The following is a 15,571-nucleotide window of genomic DNA, read 5'->3' as shown; positions in this document are numbered from 1 at the left end:
GAAAGTTATCACCTGATCAATAGCTTCAGCTTCCTGAAGATACGTTTTTGAAAAGCGGAGATTAATTGTATTGGCTTTATCGTATGCTTTCTGAAACTGGTTTTTTAAAAGTTCAACATCTTTGGCTACTCTTGGTATTTCTGCTTGTATTTCTTCAATTTTCTTATTGAGCTTGTCGATTAATTCGTTTGTGTTGGTTTGGTTTTTTTGTGCAACAAGCCCTTGATTGAGTTTAAGATTTGTTATAAGGAACTTTAATGTTGATATATTTTGCTTAAAGTTAAGAATGGGGATGTAAAGGTGTTTGAAATCCAGGTTTAAGATATTTACCTGGTCCATATAGTTATTAATATTGGCAGCACACTCTTTAAGTGCTAATTTAAGATTGTCTGTGGTCGACCGTAAATGAAGTAAAGCGTCGTTACGCTTTAAATTCTGGATATTTTCTATTATTTGGGTTGTACTTTGAGCTATTTCATATGTTGTTTCGTGGTGGTTTTTCATTATATTGTTTAAAGCAGTAAAATCGTCGTTGCTCACCTCTGTAAGTTCCATAACCTTATGGTCAATGGATGCAAACCCCTCTGCAATATCACTGATCATTTGCTGAATTTCTTTTGTACTGAGCTCCTTCATTTAATTTAACTTTGAAATTTCAATTGAAATATTATTCTACGATATTACATTATTTTTTTGCACAATAATATGGGTTAAATTACCTTATTTTACTCAGGGATTTTTAGTACTTTTATATTATAATTTCGAAAAAGATATACAACACATATGAGCCACAAAGTTTTAATTGTAGATGATATCGTTATCAACCGGGTTCTATTAACTGAGTATGTAAAAAAACTTGGGTATGCCTACGAACAGGCTGCTAATGGGCAGGAAGCCATTGATAAAATACAGCGTGAGAAAATTGACTTGATCCTGATGGATATTGAAATGCCTGTGATGAATGGCATCGAAACAACTCAATATATTCGATCCGAAATGGATCCTCCTTATACAGATATGCCGATAATTGCACTGACGGCGCATAATCCAAATGACTTTTTCGAAACTTTTGATCAGGCCGGCTTTAATGATCTTATTACCAAACCCTATTTATTGGACAAAATTAGCAAAATCCTGACCAGAGTCCTTGAGAGTTCAAATGAGGCATAGATTAGATTTGTCCTGCTTTTAATCTGTGTATTATCGTCTTGACAATCTTGTGCTAAATTTTATTCAACATTCTGAGCGCTTTGTCTGATTTTTAACAGAGCAAATATTATTTTTGTGTCAACTAAAAGGATAATTCTATGAAACCGCTCTTTAGGCTCGGTCTGGCTCTTCTATCGGGATTAATGCTTACCATGGCATGGTATAGCGAATGGATGACCGTTTTACTATTTATTGCATTTGTACCTTTACTTTTAATAGAGGAATATTACCTGGACACCCGAAAAAATGTTTTTGGTGTTTTTAATTATAGTTATTTGGTATTCCTCATCTGGAATTTATTTACCACCTATTGGATTTATAAAGCTACCCTGCCAGGTGCAGTTATGGCTGTTTTAGCTAATAGCGCCCTGATGGCATTTATCTTTTGGCTCTATCATTTATCGCGCAGGTGGTCTGACAAAAAAGTAGGACGATATGCACTGGTCTTTTGGTGGATTACCTTTGAGTATTTGTATTTTAAAACAGAGATATCGTGGCCATGGCTCACGCTTGGAAATGGTTTTGCCTTTAATGCAGAATGGGTGCAATGGTATGAATATACAGGTGTTCTGGGCGGAAGCTTGTGGATCCTGATCAGCAACATTATTATTGTTTCCAGTATCGCGGAGTTGGTTTTGCAGCGCAACACAATGAACAAAAGGCTGATTGCTAACGGAGTGCTGTTTGCATTAATTATTTTTGTACCCATAATTCTTTCTTATGTGCGATATCATAATTATGAGGAGCAGGGTGAGCAGGTCGAAATGGTAATTTTGCAGCCAAATATTGATCCCTATCATGAAAAATTCGGGTCAATGGGGGCGCTGGAACAAACAAGCAGATTGCTTGAGGTGGCTGACAATCAGATTACTCCCAGAACAAAATATGTAATTGGTCCGGAAACGGCGCTGGTTGAGCGAATTTGGGAAGGGCATGCAAGGGATTATGGCTCGGTGAGAATGATCGAGAAGTTTTTAGAAGAAAACACCCATCTTGCTTTTGTGGTAGGCGCATCGACAAGAAGGGAGTATGGTGAAGGAGATTTTATACCTCCAACAGCAAGACAGTTTCGCAATTCAGAAACTTATTACGACAGGTTCAATGCTGCTTTGCAAATTACAACCTACGATATTGATTTTTACCATAAATCGAAACTCGTGCCAGGGGTAGAGAAGGTCCCTTATTATCAGTATTTTAAGTTTTTAGATAATTTTGCTGCAGACCTGGGCGGTACGGTTGGAAGTTTGGGCAAACAGGCTGAATCCTCAGTGTTTCGATTTATGGGAACAACTGTAGCTCCGATTATATGCTACGAGTCAATTTATCCGGAGTATGTGGCTTCTTATGTTAAAAAAGGGGCAAACTTTCTTTTTATCATTACCAATGATGGTTGGTGGGGTAATACTCCTGGTTTTGAGCAACATATGCGATATGCCAGGTTGCGGGCTATTGAAACACGACGCAGCATAGCGCGTTCGGCAAATACCGGTATTTCAGCCTTTATTAATCAGCGCGGCGATGTTATAAAGCCCACGAAATGGTGGACCCCCACATCCATTAAGCATGCTGTTGCAGAAAATGATGAAGTTACTTATTATGTGGCAAATGGAGATTATTTAGGAAGGGTGGCTGCATTTTTTACCATACTCATAATTTTACTAATGTTAGTGAAGAAAATACTTAACAAAAAGAGCACGTAAAACTACGTGCTCAATGTCTTGTGTACTTATAATCTTTTGTATTTATTAGTAATCTCCGAGCGTTTCTGAAAGTTGTGAAAGTGCATTTTCTGCTTGCTCATCGTTTGGAGCTGCTCCGTGCCATTTGTGTGTACCCATCATGAAGTCTACACCATAACCCATTTCTGTTCGCATTAAAATTACTACTGGCTTTTTATTTCCTGTTGCTTTTTGAGCCTGTTCTATGGTCTCTAAAACTTCCTCCATTTTATTACCATCCATCTCAAATACAATCCAGCCAAATGATTCCCATTTCGCACGAAGGTCTCCGAGAGGTATAATATTGTCAACCGGGCCGTCAATTTGTTTGCCATTATAGTCTACAGTGGCTATAATATTGTCTATTTTTTTAGCAGCGGCAAACATGGCGGCTTCCCATATTTGACCTTCTTGCAACTCTCCGTCGCCATGAAGTGTATAAACGAGGTTATCTTCTTTATTGAGTTTTTTGGTAAGTGCAGCACCACAGGCAACAGAAAGTCCCTGCCCGAGTGAACCGGAAGCTACCCTTACTCCCGGAAGTCCTTCTTCCGGCGTGGGGTGCCCTTGCAAACGAGTATCTATTTTGCGAAAAGTACTGAGCTCTTTAGTGTCAAAATATCCTGCACGTGCCAAAACACTATACCAAACAGGCGAAATATGGCCATTGGAAAGGAAGAACAAATCTTCATCTGTGCCATTCATATTAAATTCTTTCGGATTCTGCTTAAGTATTTTGAAATAGAGAGCAGTCATAAAATCTGCACACCCTAGCGATCCTCCGGGGTGGCCAGATGATGCACCGTGAACCATTCTTATAATATCTCTCCGAACTTGCGTTGCAGTGTCTTTAAGTGTTGAAATATCCATATCTGTTGTAAATTTTAGCTGCAAAAATAGCTAAATTTTCGAGACTAAGATTGTTTTCCATTGGAACATGTTTAATTAACTTGCTAACATAAATGAGTGGAGCGGAAAAATTTCTTTTGCTTCTTTCTATTATTATAATTCATTTTATGCATAAAGAAGCTTTATTTTTTTATCTGATCGACCCGTATCTTTTTATGGACTTATTATGGTTTTAGATTTATACTTTTAAAATTATGATATGGAATGAATAACCATAGAAATAAAAATAGTGAAGCATACGAAAGGTAGTAGACTTCGAGAACATTGTTAAAATTGTGTTTGTAAATCAGATATGTTGAAATAATATTACCAATACCTGCAATGATAATTAAAATATATAAAGCCAATTTATTTTTGTATTGATCTACAAAAAACAGAATATAAACAATAAATAATGGAGCCGCTACGGCAATTGTTCTGTCCTGAACTGTTGCCCACAATAATAAGAAGGGAATTGTTGCAAGACCCGATAAAAGCCATGAATTTGCAGTATGATTTTTTTTTCGTTTTTTAATTAGCGATATAGTCCCAAGAATGATAAATATCCAATAAACATCAAAGCTGTGTGGTATTTGTGCCCATCTGATGTTAAATCCGTTATTAATTTTGAATTCTTCAATAACATTTGAAAAAGCATCATGTGTTTCAAAATATATACTTATTACCGTTTGAACCAACAATATTAGTACTCCGCTAAACAAAATCGAAATACTAAAATGATATTTAGTTCTTTTGCTTTCATTGAGAAGCAAGTGGGGTACAATTATAATTAAGGCCATACCTGCACTTTCTTTACTTAAAATCCCAATGACGATTGATAAAGAAAACAATAAATAAAAATACAAATGTTTTTTCTTTTGCTGCAGGCTTTTGAAGTACAAGTAAGTAATAAAAACACTAAAAAAAATACCTGCAATATCATTAATCAATTCTAAACTATGCACGGCAATAGCTTGCACGGTGAATAGCATAAATATTCCAAGTTGTTGCTTTTTTAGATCAAAGTCAAGTGCTTGCAATAGTTTACCAAAATAGATAGCGGTTAATATCACAAAAACAATATTTTGAAAGAGCATTATACTTTCTACTTTAAAACCCCACAACTTGTTAATTAGACCGGGTAAAACCAGAACAACAGGTTTTGTAATTCTGGATTGTGTTTCCACGAGGTTGTCCTGTCCCAATAGCATTTTTGCAGCATTGACAAAGTTGGGTGTGTCTGCCTCATTATAACGAAGGAATTCAAACAAGAAAAGATAAATTACGCAAAAAAATAAGCCTTGTGTTGCGCTGAATAATAGCGAATGGTTAATTTTTAAGCTTTTCATAGTTCTTTCTGTTTTTTTACGTTGAATCTGTATCCTACCGTAAACCTGACATTACCATACCCAAAATTGATGGCTGTAATGTCTTTGTTGATGAGGTTACTGCTCCCGCTAACACCGGTGAAGGCCATGTAAAACCTTTTTTTATTGTATCCGAGTGCTATTCTGCTCGTGGTTGAAATGCCCAGTCCACCTTTTGAGAGTACTGTATTTTCCTCTGTATCAATTGCTGAATATGCCTGTAATCCTAATCCCGGTACAACACCTGCAGTTATAAAAAAGTGTTTGGCTATTACAAATGTATAAATGTAACCAACTGAAATACCAAGGTTGATGGATGATACATTTGAAAAAAGTGCCTGATCGCTAAATTCATCCCGGACAAATGCTGGAACCACAAGTGAGTCGGCACTTGCCCCATTTACAAAGCCAAATATGCCTGTAACCAGCGAGCCTGAACCTTTTTTCTGTTTTTCGTTAAAATCATAAGCGGCCTTATAAGAGAATTTATTGTAATTCCATATATATCGGGCTGATATTCCAACGTTTGCAAATGTTAGATCGGGTCGCTGATAGTAGTTCATCTCATTTTGGTCGAAATTATCAAAATAACTGTCCATATTGTTCAGATAAAATCCCTGGTAATATTGTAAGTAGCCATCAATCACAAATTTTCGCAGATAAGCATTGAGCTGTATATCAAGCCTTTCGGTTTTGCCGTATCTATCAATGTTTTCTGAGGTGTGGGGTAACCCAAAGCCGACACTTAGGCCCAGCCATTTATAGGCACCCTTAATGCCCACAGAAATATTACTGTTGGGTTGATACTCCAAATCCTGATCATTTTGGATATCATTGAGGCTAAAATCAACATATTTACGAGGAATTGATAAACCTAAAGTAAGGTCTCCGTAATATGACTGGATATATGAAGTGTCAATCTTCTGCTTTTCCCCACGGAGAGGTTCTTGGGCAGTAGTCAGTATGTGAATCTGCAATAGGCAAATTGCAAAAATTGCTTTTAGAACCGTGTTTCTTGTTTTGTTCATAGAAAAACCGGGGTTGTTATGGGATGTTTTTTTATTTCGGCCGCTTTTTTTATGAGAAATTGAATTGCTGCTTCACCATCTTTGCCGCAATTCGCGCTGTAGTCGTTAACATACAAAGTTATATGTTTGCGCATAACATCTTCATCAAGATCCCGTGCATGTGATTTTACATAGTCCTTGCTTGCAGCGGGGTTTTGAAATGCAAACTGAACACTGGTACTTATTAAACTCTGAATTTTCAGCTTTGTTTCACGAGGTAATGTTCTTCGAACGGCAATGCCTCCAAGCGGCAGCGGAAGATTAATTTCTTTTTCCCATATTTCCCCCAAATCTGCAACTTTGAGCAACCCCTTTTTTTGATAACTAAAACGTGTTTCGTGTATAATTAGTCCTGCATCGGCTTCACCTGAAAGCACAGCTTCTTCAATATCTGAAAAGAGATACGTTTTTTTTCTCTGAGCTTCCGGAAATAAGATGTTTAGTAAAAGATTTGCTGTTGTATGTTCACCGGGTATGGCAACAATAGCATCATGGAGTTCGTCAGGGTAAATTTTGTGTTTACTTATAACTAAAGGCCCATTGCCAAAGCCCAGGGCAGCGCCTGAATTGAGCATTTGGTAATGTTCTGTAAGTGATGCAAATGCATTAATGCTTATTTTAGTGATATCGTTTATTTGTTGGTTGGCCTGATGGTTAAGTTCTTCAATATCGGCCAGTTTAACGTTAAAATTAAAGCCTGCTGCATCAATTCTTTTATGCACCAGGGCATCAAACATGAAAGTATCATTAGGGCATGTCGAAAAAGCCAAATTTAGCGTCATACTTTATTTTGCAATTAATTGTTTAAGGTTTTGAGCAGTAAAAATATGCAATTGTTCTATTGCATCTTTAATAGCCCATTCTTTTTTATCTCTATTTTCCACATAATTTGAAACACACCTGATTTGCAAAGCATGTATATTTTTTCGATTGGCAACTTTGAATATTGCTGCCCCCTCCATTGTCTCAATTTTAGGTTGAAAGAATGTTTTGCGTTTTTGAATAAATGTACGGTCATCTGTAAGGAAATCAACCGTAATGCCGCGAACTTTTACCAGGTCGGGTCTATTTGCCCATTCTGGTTCAGTGGGTTTTATGATGAGTTCTGATTGGTGCACCAGCCCAATGTCTGCCCAGGTTTGCCAGCGGCCATCGTGTTCAATTAACTCATTTGCTGCTATTTCCTCTGAAACCCTTACTAAAGTTCCGGGAGGGAATTGATCCGAATAACTGCCACATATGCCAAGGTTAATGAGGTTGCTTGGAACCCCGTATTGCATAAAATAATGCATAAGTGCATAAACTGTATTTACCTGGCCCACACCTGTAATTAAAATATGAGTATTGTCCCAAATCTGGTAAAGGTGCTCATTGGGGGTTGCCTGAACGTTTTGTTCAATTATTGGGGCTACTTCGCTATACGTAGCTGCTACTATTAGGTTTTTCTGATTCAATTTTGTTTAACTTTTCCGAAAAAACATTTTACAACTTTTATCAAATTGGTTTGTTAACTTTTTAAAGTAAATATTTAATCAATTAAAATCAAAGCATTACTTTTGAATTGTAAAATATAAATTATGGTGTACGTAACTCGAAGAGAACGGTTTAATGCGGCTCACAGGCTTTTTAAGGCGGAATGGAGTGAAGAAAAAAATTATGAGATTTTTGGTAAATGCTCCAATCCAAACTGGCACGGGCATAACTACGAACTGTTTGTAACAGTAAAAGGAAAAGTAAATCCCGAAACCGGATTTGTTGTGAATTTAAAAGAACTAAGCAACCTGATAAAAGAGCACATCATTTCAAAAGTGGACCATAAAAACCTAAATACTGAGGTTGATTTTTTACAAGGCAGGATGATGTCGACAGAGGTGATTGCTAAGGCCTTTTGGCAACAGCTTGAGCATCACGTTAAGTTACTTGGGGCACAATTGCATTGTGTGAAAATTACAGAAACAGAAAACAATTATGTTGAATATTACGGAGACTAAAATTAAATACACGTTAAAATAAGAACTATGAGGATAAAGGCAAATGGCACCCAAATGGAAGATGGGTATACACGAATAGATCAGTTCAATGATAAAGCAACTGCTAAACTTGCAAAACATTACAAAGGCGTACTTGAAGGTCTGGGAGAGGATCCCGAAAGAGAAGGCCTGCAAGACACACCCAAAAGAGTAGCGCAATCAATGCAGTTTCTCACACAGGGATATCACCAGTCAGCCGAAGAAATTCTGAATTCTGCAAAATTTAAGGAGGATTACCGTCATATGGTACTTGTAAAAAACATAGACTTGTTTTCTATGTGTGAGCATCATATGATTCCGTTTATTGGCAAAGCACATGTAGCATATATTCCCAATGGGTACATCACAGGCCTGAGCAAAATTGCAAGGGTAGTGGAGGTTTATGCGCGCAGGCTGCAGGTACAGGAACGAATGACCAACCAAATCAGAGACTCAATACAAAACGCCCTTGATCCGCTTGGCGTTGCAGTGGTTATTGAAGCACAGCATTTATGTATGCAAATGCGTGGTATTCAAAAACAAAATTCTGTTACCACGACATCAGCTTTTACAGGCGCTTTTCTTGAAAAAGAAGCAACGCGTGAAGAATTTATTCACCTGATTGGATCTAAATTATCATAAACAAAATTTGTTTTTCACAGAATTATGTGGCTGTTCAAATCTTTTGGAGCAGCCCTTTTTTATTCTATGTCTTCAGTTGGCGGTGCTTCTTTATCTTTTAGGGATTTTGATGTAAGGTCAATAATATCAAAAAGATAGGTGGCGGCAAACGAAACGGTAGTATTGCGGTTGCTTTCTGTTGATATATCATTTGTGTAGATATCAACTGCGCCATGTTCGATCAGTATCTCACCAACAATTAGCCCATAGTCAAGCTCATACTCAGCCCCGCCACCAAAGCTAAACCCAAAATCAACCTTTTTGTAAAATTCTTTCTCAATGCTATGCTCAAACGTCTCAAAGCTGTATTCATAAACTGATTTTTGATCAAGGGTTACATTGCTGTATATGCCTCCTGAGCCATGCAAACGGAAATCCCCGATTTTAATAAATGATAGTTTTGCAAGAATCGGAATACCAATATAATCGGCAAAGCGTTTCCCTTCATAATCGAATTCATCGCTTTTTACTTTGCTGCCTTTTCGGGAAAAAATAAGCTCCGGTTGGATCGATAAGCGATTGGTCACACCAAATTTTCCAACCACTCCGAATTGATAGGTAAAGAGCGTTCCTGTTTCTTCGTTGTCTGTTTTTAAATTAGATACCCATGCGCCACCCATGCCAATTTTGGGGCCGATGTAAACAAATCCGATTTCCTGATTTCCTATGGTGAATAATTGAGCGTGAATTAGATTCACGATCACCATGGCCAGCATTAAAAATGTAATTTTTTTCATGGTTATGCAGTTTTTAGTTAGTGCTAAATCGAGGCTTTTTTGTTCTGTGCCTCTGCAAGCTTATCAAATTTATGGCAAAAAATGGAAATATAGAGCACTTGTGTTCAGTTTTTTATTGGTTAAATTTTAATTAGTGTTTTTAACTGTTTGGTGATTTTCAAGTGTTATGTTAGTGGCATGAACTAGAAAATTGTACATTTGCATCTGTTTTAACCAAAAAAAACAATCATTTATGAAGGCATTTGTGTTTCCCGGACAGGGAGCTCAGTTTGTAGGCATGGGAAAAGACATGTACGATTCAAATCCCGAAGCCAAAGCAATGTTTGAGAAAGCCAATGAAATATTGGGTTTTCGCATAACAGATTTAATGTTTGAAGGTACTGATGAGGATTTGAAGCAAACCAAAGTTACGCAGCCGGCCATTTTTTTGCATTCAACCATACTGGCTAAGGTTATGGGCGATAAGTTTGCGCCAGAAATGGTTGCAGGTCACTCACTTGGTGAATTTTCTGCGTTGGTTGCTGCCGGAGCGCTCTCTTTTGAAGACGGGCTTAAGCTTGTATCAAAAAGGGCCATGGCTATGCAAAAAGCCTGCGAGCTTGAACCATCTACTATGGCTGCCATTATTGGACTTGATGATGAGAAAGTAGAAGAGGTTTGTAATAAAATTGATGAAATAGTTGTACCGGCTAATTATAACACAGTAGGCCAGCTTGTTATTTCAGGCTCCGTTGCCGGAATCGATCAGGCTATAGAACAATTGAAAGAGTTGGGCGCTAAAAGAGCAATGAAGCTACCTGTAGGAGGGGCTTTTCATTCGCCATTGATGGAGCCGGCGCGTGTAGAGCTTGAAAAAGCTATTAATGAGACGAATATTGAAAATCCGGTTTGCCCGGTATACCAAAATGTTACAGCTGCCGGAGAGCGCGATCCGAAAGAAATAAAGGAGAACCTCAAAAAGCAACTTACTGCGCCAGTAAAATGGACGCAAACTGTTAAAAACATGATTGCCGACGGCGCATCTTCATTTACTGAAGTCGGACCTGGTAAAGCTTTACAGGGAATGGTTAAAAAAGTTGACCGCAAAATGCCTGTTGAAAGCGCTACAGCAGAATAAACGATATTGATAAACAGCGAGCCCTGTAAACTTTATTGTTTGCAGGGCTTTCTTTTTATAAAGTCGATTTTACATTGCCTCCTTCCAGGGCATAGACCTGACCTGTAACGAATTCCGATAATGGTGAAAGCAGCCATGCAGCCAGTGTTCCCAGCTTTTCAGGGTCACCCATTTTTTTTGCAGGTATATTGTTGATCATTTTTTGGCGTGCATCGTCGTAAGATATTCCATCTGTTTCGCTTTTCTTTTTTATCAGGCGTTCAATGGCAGGAGTTTCATGGGAGCCTGGTGCTATTGTATTCACTGTAATATTTTGCCCTGAAATTTCCTGCGAAAGTGTTTTCATCATACCCACAACAGCCAGCCTTATTGATGTGCTCAAAACAAGGTTTTCTATAGGTTGCTTTACGGATGCGCTTTCTATGTATACAATCCGGCCATATTCTTTTTTAGTAAAGTGGGGTATAAGTTTTTGTGTCAGGTCAACCTTCCATCTCAAAAGGTTCTGGTATGCTGTATCCCAATCTTCAATGCGAGTTTCTGCAAAGCTTTTTGCGGGAGGTCCGGCAGAGTTTATTAGTATTCCGTCTATATCATGTTTCCTTGCTTCAGATGCAACTTCATCGATTGTTTTTTGAGTAGTTAAGTCGCCGGTAAGTGGTATGAAGTTTTGCTTATGTATTTCAGCCAGTTTTTTTAGTTTATCGGTATGCCGGGCTATACCTATAACAGTGGCACCCTCTTTTAACAGTGCTTTTGCTGTAGCATGTCCGAAACCACTTGTAGCACCGCATACAATAAATGTTTGTTGAGCTATTTGCAAATCCATAATAATATTTTTAGTATTTTTAAGCTTGCGGAATGTTAGAACCTTAACGTTACGTTTTGTTTTAAATCATCGTGTACACTAAGGGGTACCGGGCTCACCTTGACTAGTTTTTTGAGTATGTTTTGTTGCTTCTCATTTAGATTGCAGCTAGTAAAATCAAATTCAACGCGGACTTCAGCTACCCGCCTTGGGTTTTCAGCCATTATTTTCCAGGTTTTTGCGGAGGCTCCTTCTATGCTAAAACCAGCAGCTTCTGCTTTTATACCCATAATCGTAAAAATGCAACTTGTTAAGGAGGTTGACAGCATATCGGTGGGCGAAAAATATTCGCCTTTACCATGATTGTCTACCGGAGCATCGGTTATGATTTTGTTTCCAGAGCGCACATGTTCTGCTTCTGTGCGCAGGTTTCCAAGGTATGATGTTTGAATTGTAGGCTCCATCAGAATTTGTTTTTTAGTGGTTAAACATTCTACATGATTATAAAATGTAACACATATCAGCCTGCAAAATGTTCGAACTTATCCATTATTTGTTGCCGCTCAGGTAATCATTTATCATCGATAGTAAAAGGTTTATATCAATGGGTTTGGGGATGTAGTTATTACAACCTGCTTTGAGGGAAGCTTCTCTGTCGTCTCCCATTGCATAGGCTGTTTGTGCTATTATGGGTATGTTTTTGTTTGTTTTCCGTATTTTCCGTGCTACGTTAAGTCCCAGCATGTCTGGCAGCCGAATATCTAAAAGAATAAGGTCGAATGGAATTTTAGATTCCCAGTGGTCTAGACTCTCCTTGCCATTTTGCGCTATGGTAATATTGGCCCCGCTGGGTTCAATTAGTTCGGACAGGAATACCTGGTTAGCCTCCTCGTCTTCTACAATTAGTATCGATTTACCAGTCCAGTTGTATTTTACTTCTGTTTCAATGGTAATGTCACTTTTTACATTTGCTATTTTTCCAACCGGTATTTTTACATAAAAAGTTGAACCTTTACCAGGCTCAGATTTTACCCAAATTTTACCGTCGAGTTTTTCAGCGAGGTTTTTGCATATGGAAAGCCCAAGACCGGTACCTTCAAATTTACGTGTCATGGCCTCATTTGCCTGTCTGAAACGATTAAAAACTTCTTTTTGCTTGTCTTGAGATATACCAATGCCGGTATCTTTAACATAAAAAACATATGAATCGGCTTCGGTTGTATAACCCAATTCAATTTCACCTTCATCTGTAAATTTTAATGCATTACTCATTAAATTTGTAATGATTTGCCTTAGCCTAATATTGTCGGTCGAAATGGACGAATCTTTTCTATGCTTTTGCGTGTTAAGGTTTAATTTAAGATGAGTTTTCTCCTGGTTTTGGATTTCTTCGGAAAAGGTGTTGTATATCTCATGCATGAGATCGTTAACATAAAATGTTTCTTTATAAATAGAGAGCTGGTTGGCTTCAATCTTCGAAATGTCAACAATGTCATTTATGAGTTGCAGTAAATGCTTTGTTAATGAGTGAATTACACCCAGAAATCTTCTTTGTTTTTGAACCGGGTAGTCGCCTTTTTTTAGCATTTGTGAGAAACCCATTATACCATTCATCGGTGTACGTATTTCATGGCTCATGTTGGCCAGAAAAGCCGATTTTAAGCGATCACTCTCTTCTGCTTTATTTTTGGCTGTTTTAAGTTCTTCGCGTTGTTTTAGTAGTTTCTCTGTAAGCTCCAGCAATTCATTATTGGTCGATTTTAGCTCTTCTTCTGTTTGTATGAGTTCTTCATTTTGCTCTTTGATGCGCTCCTGGGCAGCTATACGCTCTGATATGTCCCGCATGTATGTCTGAAGTCTGCCATCTGCTACTTTCCGGGTGTTCATCTCAATCGTAATGAGTTTGTTGTCTTTTCTTTTAAGCAGGCGCTGACTTAGTATGGTTTTACCTTCCAGGATTCCTTTATAATTAAAGGGTTTTTCCTTAATTTCTTTTTCCGGAAATAGTTTCTTAATGTTTTGACCAATAAGCTCTTCTTTCTCATACCCACTTATTTGTGTCATGCTGTGGTTACAATTAATTATAGTTCCGTCATGGTTGCCAATGAGTATGCCGTCTGCAGCCCATTCAAATAAGGCCCTGTACCTTTCTTCACTTAATCTCAGCTTTTTTTCAGCTATTTTCTCTTCTGTAAGTTCTCTGAAAACTACCTTAACAGTTTCTTTTTCCTTGTTAGGGAGATATAAAGTATGGTAAATTCTTCCATTTCGCTCATCTTCAGCCTCAATTGGTTCATTGCTTCTTAATGCATTATGCAATATATGCATTTTGCTTTCAAAGGTCTGTTTCTTGAGGAATTCTGATATTGGCTTATTTACTATATTTTTTGGCGTGGACTCCAGGCTGGAGGCCATTGTATCGTTCGCTTTAAGTACTGTTCCGTTTTTATCAAGTTCTCCAATACCAAAGAATTTTTTGGGGTCCAGATCCTGATAAGCCTTTTGGCGATTAGGGTTTTGCTTAACTTGTTCTATAAAGAAAATTGTAGTTCCATTAATCTGGCCTTTGTTGCTATAATCGGGTTGTATGTTTACCTTTATTTTATTGTCTTTATTACCTGTTACATAAAATTGCTTCTCAAGCTCATTTATCGAATTATTTATTAATATTTCTTTTACTTCTTGCAGACAGGTGTTTTCGGGCTTAAATTTCTCCAGATTCAACTTTCTTATTGCAATGGGTTGAATATCAAAATAATGACAAAAAGCTTCGTTATAGGCCTTAAATACCAGATTTTTGTCTAAATATATTGCCGGATATTTAATTGCCTGGATCAATTCAGCGTGTATATTATCATCGTTTTCTGAAAAGGAGAAGCTATATACCATAAATTGAAATTTAATAACGTCCAATTTACTAATTATTTTTAGAATAAAAAAGTTGTAAGTTATTTTGGTGTTTATGCTTTCAATTGGGTACTATAATTAAAAAATTGGCGGCATAAATAAATGATTAATGCGCAAAAAAATTATGCTATTGATCTATTTTTGAAAACTTGTTACTATCTTAAAGGTTTGAAATTGTTAAGTAAAAATATCAACTTATGATCAGATTATCAGTTGTTTTCGTGCTATTGCTTGTGAGTAATTTTCTGTTTGGTCAAACTGAGCGCCCTTTTCCCGAAATACAGGAAATGAGTTGGGGAAATGAATTTACTGTTGAAATGAAGTTATCAAACGACTCTGCCCATGTGTATGATGTTGAGGAGTTATATCATTCGGCCAGCTTTTCGAAAAACAACAGAGACGAACTGGTATATTACCCTGTGGGTTTGGAAAAGAGTTTCATCGACCAGCTAAAAGCGCGAAAAATTTCCAACTCTGACACAACCAATGTTGAAGCAAAAAGTACGAACAAGACCCTGTGGTCTGCAATTCATTACTCTATAGGTGGCGCATACGTCCATTTTATAAACTGCCTACTTTATGCATTAGAAACGGGTGAGCTACAGGTAGATGCTCCTTTAATGCAACGCCCTGAAAGTGATTGGAAGCCAAAACCACGAACAGAAAGTTGGAAGCGAACAAAAAAATGGGATTATTATGTGCCTGTAAGACAGAGATATGCCCATCGAGAATATAGAAAGAAAACCCGAAATGATAATTTGAGAGATCTTCAAAGTGTGCCACAGCAATTTATAGATTTATTTCTCGAAACCAACGATAAGGAATATGAGGAACTTAGAAAAAAGAGAGAAGTGGAAAAACTTGCGAAAATTGATTTGATAAAAATACTTTTAGCCTCTAATTACCTTGGAGAAACACAGATTAAGTACATAAAAAACAGGGTTCTGAAAGCTATGAGTCGCTATTCTGTGAATCAATTACCTTCAGTAATTATTCTTGACGATTTTAATGCTGCCGTGGCCATGAGCCTGGATGAGACAGGTTACCAGGTGCAAAAAATTGT

16 protein-coding genes are annotated in these 15,571 nt (G+C 37.4%); 6 read left to right on the top strand and 10 right to left on the bottom strand.

Annotated features, from left to right (window positions below; all coding sequences use genetic code 11):
- Positions 1-636: hypothetical protein (locus tag VJ937_RS14640; protein WP_324068338.1), on the bottom strand; the 636-nt coding region annotated here is incomplete at its 3' end.
- 147 nt (positions 637-783) lie between these two features.
- On the opposite strand from VJ937_RS14640, the gene VJ937_RS14635 reads away from it, so the two are divergent.
- Both VJ937_RS14635 and lnt read left to right on the top strand, forming a co-directional pair.
- Positions 784-1,170, top strand: a complete 387-nt coding sequence (locus VJ937_RS14635) for a response regulator (protein WP_324068335.1) — start codon at positions 784-786, stop codon at positions 1,168-1,170.
- A gap of 137 nt (positions 1,171-1,307) precedes the next feature.
- A complete protein-coding gene (gene lnt, locus VJ937_RS14630) occupies positions 1,308-2,909 on the top strand; it encodes an apolipoprotein N-acyltransferase (protein ID WP_324068333.1) in 1,602 nt (533 codons plus the stop codon).
- 45 nt (positions 2,910-2,954) lie between these two features.
- Here lnt and VJ937_RS14625 read toward each other — a convergent pair whose 3' ends face one another.
- The 5 genes from VJ937_RS14625 to VJ937_RS14605 form a co-directional block, all read right to left on the bottom strand.
- On the bottom strand, positions 2,955-3,797 hold the full coding sequence (locus VJ937_RS14625; RefSeq protein WP_324068331.1) for a transketolase: 843 nt from the start codon (positions 3,795-3,797) through the stop codon (positions 2,955-2,957).
- Positions 3,798-4,000: 203 nt separating this feature from the next.
- Positions 4,001-5,002 carry a glycosyltransferase family 39 protein gene (locus VJ937_RS14620; RefSeq protein WP_324068330.1) on the bottom strand — a complete coding sequence of 334 codons (1,002 nt, stop codon included), beginning with the start codon at positions 5,000-5,002 and terminating at the stop codon, positions 4,001-4,003.
- A gap of 158 nt (positions 5,003-5,160) precedes the next feature.
- Entirely contained in the window at positions 5,161-6,210 is a 1,050-nt protein-coding gene (locus VJ937_RS14615; protein ID WP_324068328.1) for a DUF4421 domain-containing protein, read from the bottom strand.
- On the bottom strand, positions 6,207-7,031 hold the full coding sequence (locus VJ937_RS14610; RefSeq protein ID WP_324068326.1) for a 1,4-dihydroxy-6-naphthoate synthase: 825 nt from the start codon (positions 7,029-7,031) through the stop codon (positions 6,207-6,209). The genes VJ937_RS14615 and VJ937_RS14610 overlap by 4 nt, the downstream gene beginning before the upstream one ends.
- Before the next feature lie 3 nt (positions 7,032-7,034).
- The gene (locus tag VJ937_RS14605; RefSeq protein WP_324068324.1) at positions 7,035-7,703 is read right to left on the bottom strand and encodes a hypothetical protein; all 669 of its coding nucleotides are present in this window, start codon (positions 7,701-7,703) and stop codon (positions 7,035-7,037) included.
- Between the two features lie 123 nt (positions 7,704-7,826).
- Here VJ937_RS14605 and VJ937_RS14600 point away from each other — a divergent pair, with 123 nt between their 5' ends.
- Positions 7,827-8,240, top strand: coding sequence for a 6-pyruvoyl trahydropterin synthase family protein (locus tag VJ937_RS14600; protein WP_057954093.1), 414 nt, complete (start codon positions 7,827-7,829; stop codon positions 8,238-8,240).
- A gap of 54 nt (positions 8,241-8,294) precedes the next feature.
- Positions 8,295-8,900 carry a GTP cyclohydrolase I FolE gene (folE, locus tag VJ937_RS14595; RefSeq protein ID WP_095532312.1) on the top strand — a complete coding sequence of 202 codons (606 nt, stop codon included), beginning with the start codon at positions 8,295-8,297 and terminating at the stop codon, positions 8,898-8,900.
- Positions 8,901-8,959: 59 nt separating this feature from the next.
- Here folE and VJ937_RS14590 read toward each other — a convergent pair whose 3' ends face one another.
- Entirely contained in the window at positions 8,960-9,676 is a 717-nt protein-coding gene (locus tag VJ937_RS14590) for a porin family protein (RefSeq protein ID WP_324068321.1), read from the bottom strand.
- A 232-nt stretch (positions 9,677-9,908) separates the two neighbouring features.
- Here VJ937_RS14590 and fabD point away from each other — a divergent pair, with 232 nt between their 5' ends.
- Positions 9,909-10,793: an ACP S-malonyltransferase gene (gene fabD / locus VJ937_RS14585; RefSeq protein WP_324068319.1), complete on the top strand. Its 885-nt coding sequence runs from the start codon at positions 9,909-9,911 to the stop codon at positions 10,791-10,793.
- A gap of 55 nt (positions 10,794-10,848) precedes the next feature.
- Here fabD and VJ937_RS14580 read toward each other — a convergent pair whose 3' ends face one another.
- The 3 genes from VJ937_RS14580 to VJ937_RS14570 form a co-directional block, all read right to left on the bottom strand.
- Positions 10,849-11,622, bottom strand: a complete 774-nt coding sequence (locus tag VJ937_RS14580) for an SDR family oxidoreductase (protein ID WP_324068318.1) — start codon at positions 11,620-11,622, stop codon at positions 10,849-10,851.
- Positions 11,623-11,657: 35 nt separating this feature from the next.
- Positions 11,658-12,065, bottom strand: a complete 408-nt coding sequence (locus VJ937_RS14575) for an OsmC family protein (RefSeq protein WP_324068317.1) — start codon at positions 12,063-12,065, stop codon at positions 11,658-11,660.
- 85 nt (positions 12,066-12,150) lie between these two features.
- Complete coding sequence (locus tag VJ937_RS14570) at positions 12,151-14,490, bottom strand: PAS domain-containing hybrid sensor histidine kinase/response regulator (protein ID WP_324068316.1); 2,340 nt, start codon at positions 14,488-14,490, stop codon at positions 12,151-12,153.
- Between the two features lie 215 nt (positions 14,491-14,705).
- On the opposite strand from VJ937_RS14570, the gene VJ937_RS14565 reads away from it, so the two are divergent.
- Positions 14,706-15,571 (top strand): hypothetical protein (locus tag VJ937_RS14565; RefSeq protein WP_324068314.1); only part of this gene is annotated, 866 nt, incomplete at its 3' end.

This window comes from Salinivirga sp. (assembly GCF_035268865.1).
In the GTDB taxonomy this organism is placed as follows: Bacteria; Bacteroidota; Bacteroidia; order Bacteroidales; family Salinivirgaceae; genus Salinivirga.
Note: the sequence above shows the minus strand (reverse complement) of the source record. Positions and strands in the feature narration are given on the sequence as shown.

What these genes read in the sequence shown, in the direction of transcription:
- VJ937_RS14635 (WP_324068335.1), top strand. Translation starts at nt 784, where the DNA reads ATGAGCCACAAAGTTTTAATTGTAGATGATATCGTTATCAACCGGGTT.
- lnt (WP_324068333.1), top strand. Translation starts at nt 1,308, where the DNA reads ATGAAACCGCTCTTTAGGCTCGGTCTGGCTCTTCTATCGGGATTAATG.
- VJ937_RS14625 (WP_324068331.1), bottom strand. Translation starts at nt 3,797, where the DNA reads ATGGATATTTCAACACTTAAAGACACTGCAACGCAAGTTCGGAGAGAT.
- VJ937_RS14615 (WP_324068328.1), bottom strand. Translation starts at nt 6,210, where the DNA reads ATGAACAAAACAAGAAACACGGTTCTAAAAGCAATTTTTGCAATTTGC.
- VJ937_RS14610 (WP_324068326.1), bottom strand. Translation starts at nt 7,031, where the DNA reads ATGACGCTAAATTTGGCTTTTTCGACATGCCCTAATGATACTTTCATG.
- VJ937_RS14600 (WP_057954093.1), top strand. Translation starts at nt 7,827, where the DNA reads ATGGTGTACGTAACTCGAAGAGAACGGTTTAATGCGGCTCACAGGCTT.
- folE (WP_095532312.1), top strand. Translation starts at nt 8,295, where the DNA reads ATGGAAGATGGGTATACACGAATAGATCAGTTCAATGATAAAGCAACT.
- VJ937_RS14590 (WP_324068321.1), bottom strand. Translation starts at nt 9,676, where the DNA reads ATGAAAAAAATTACATTTTTAATGCTGGCCATGGTGATCGTGAATCTA.
- fabD (WP_324068319.1), top strand. Translation starts at nt 9,909, where the DNA reads ATGAAGGCATTTGTGTTTCCCGGACAGGGAGCTCAGTTTGTAGGCATG.
- VJ937_RS14580 (WP_324068318.1), bottom strand. Translation starts at nt 11,622, where the DNA reads ATGGATTTGCAAATAGCTCAACAAACATTTATTGTATGCGGTGCTACA.
- VJ937_RS14575 (WP_324068317.1), bottom strand. Translation starts at nt 12,065, where the DNA reads ATGGAGCCTACAATTCAAACATCATACCTTGGAAACCTGCGCACAGAA.
- VJ937_RS14570 (WP_324068316.1), bottom strand. Translation starts at nt 14,490, where the DNA reads ATGGTATATAGCTTCTCCTTTTCAGAAAACGATGATAATATACACGCT.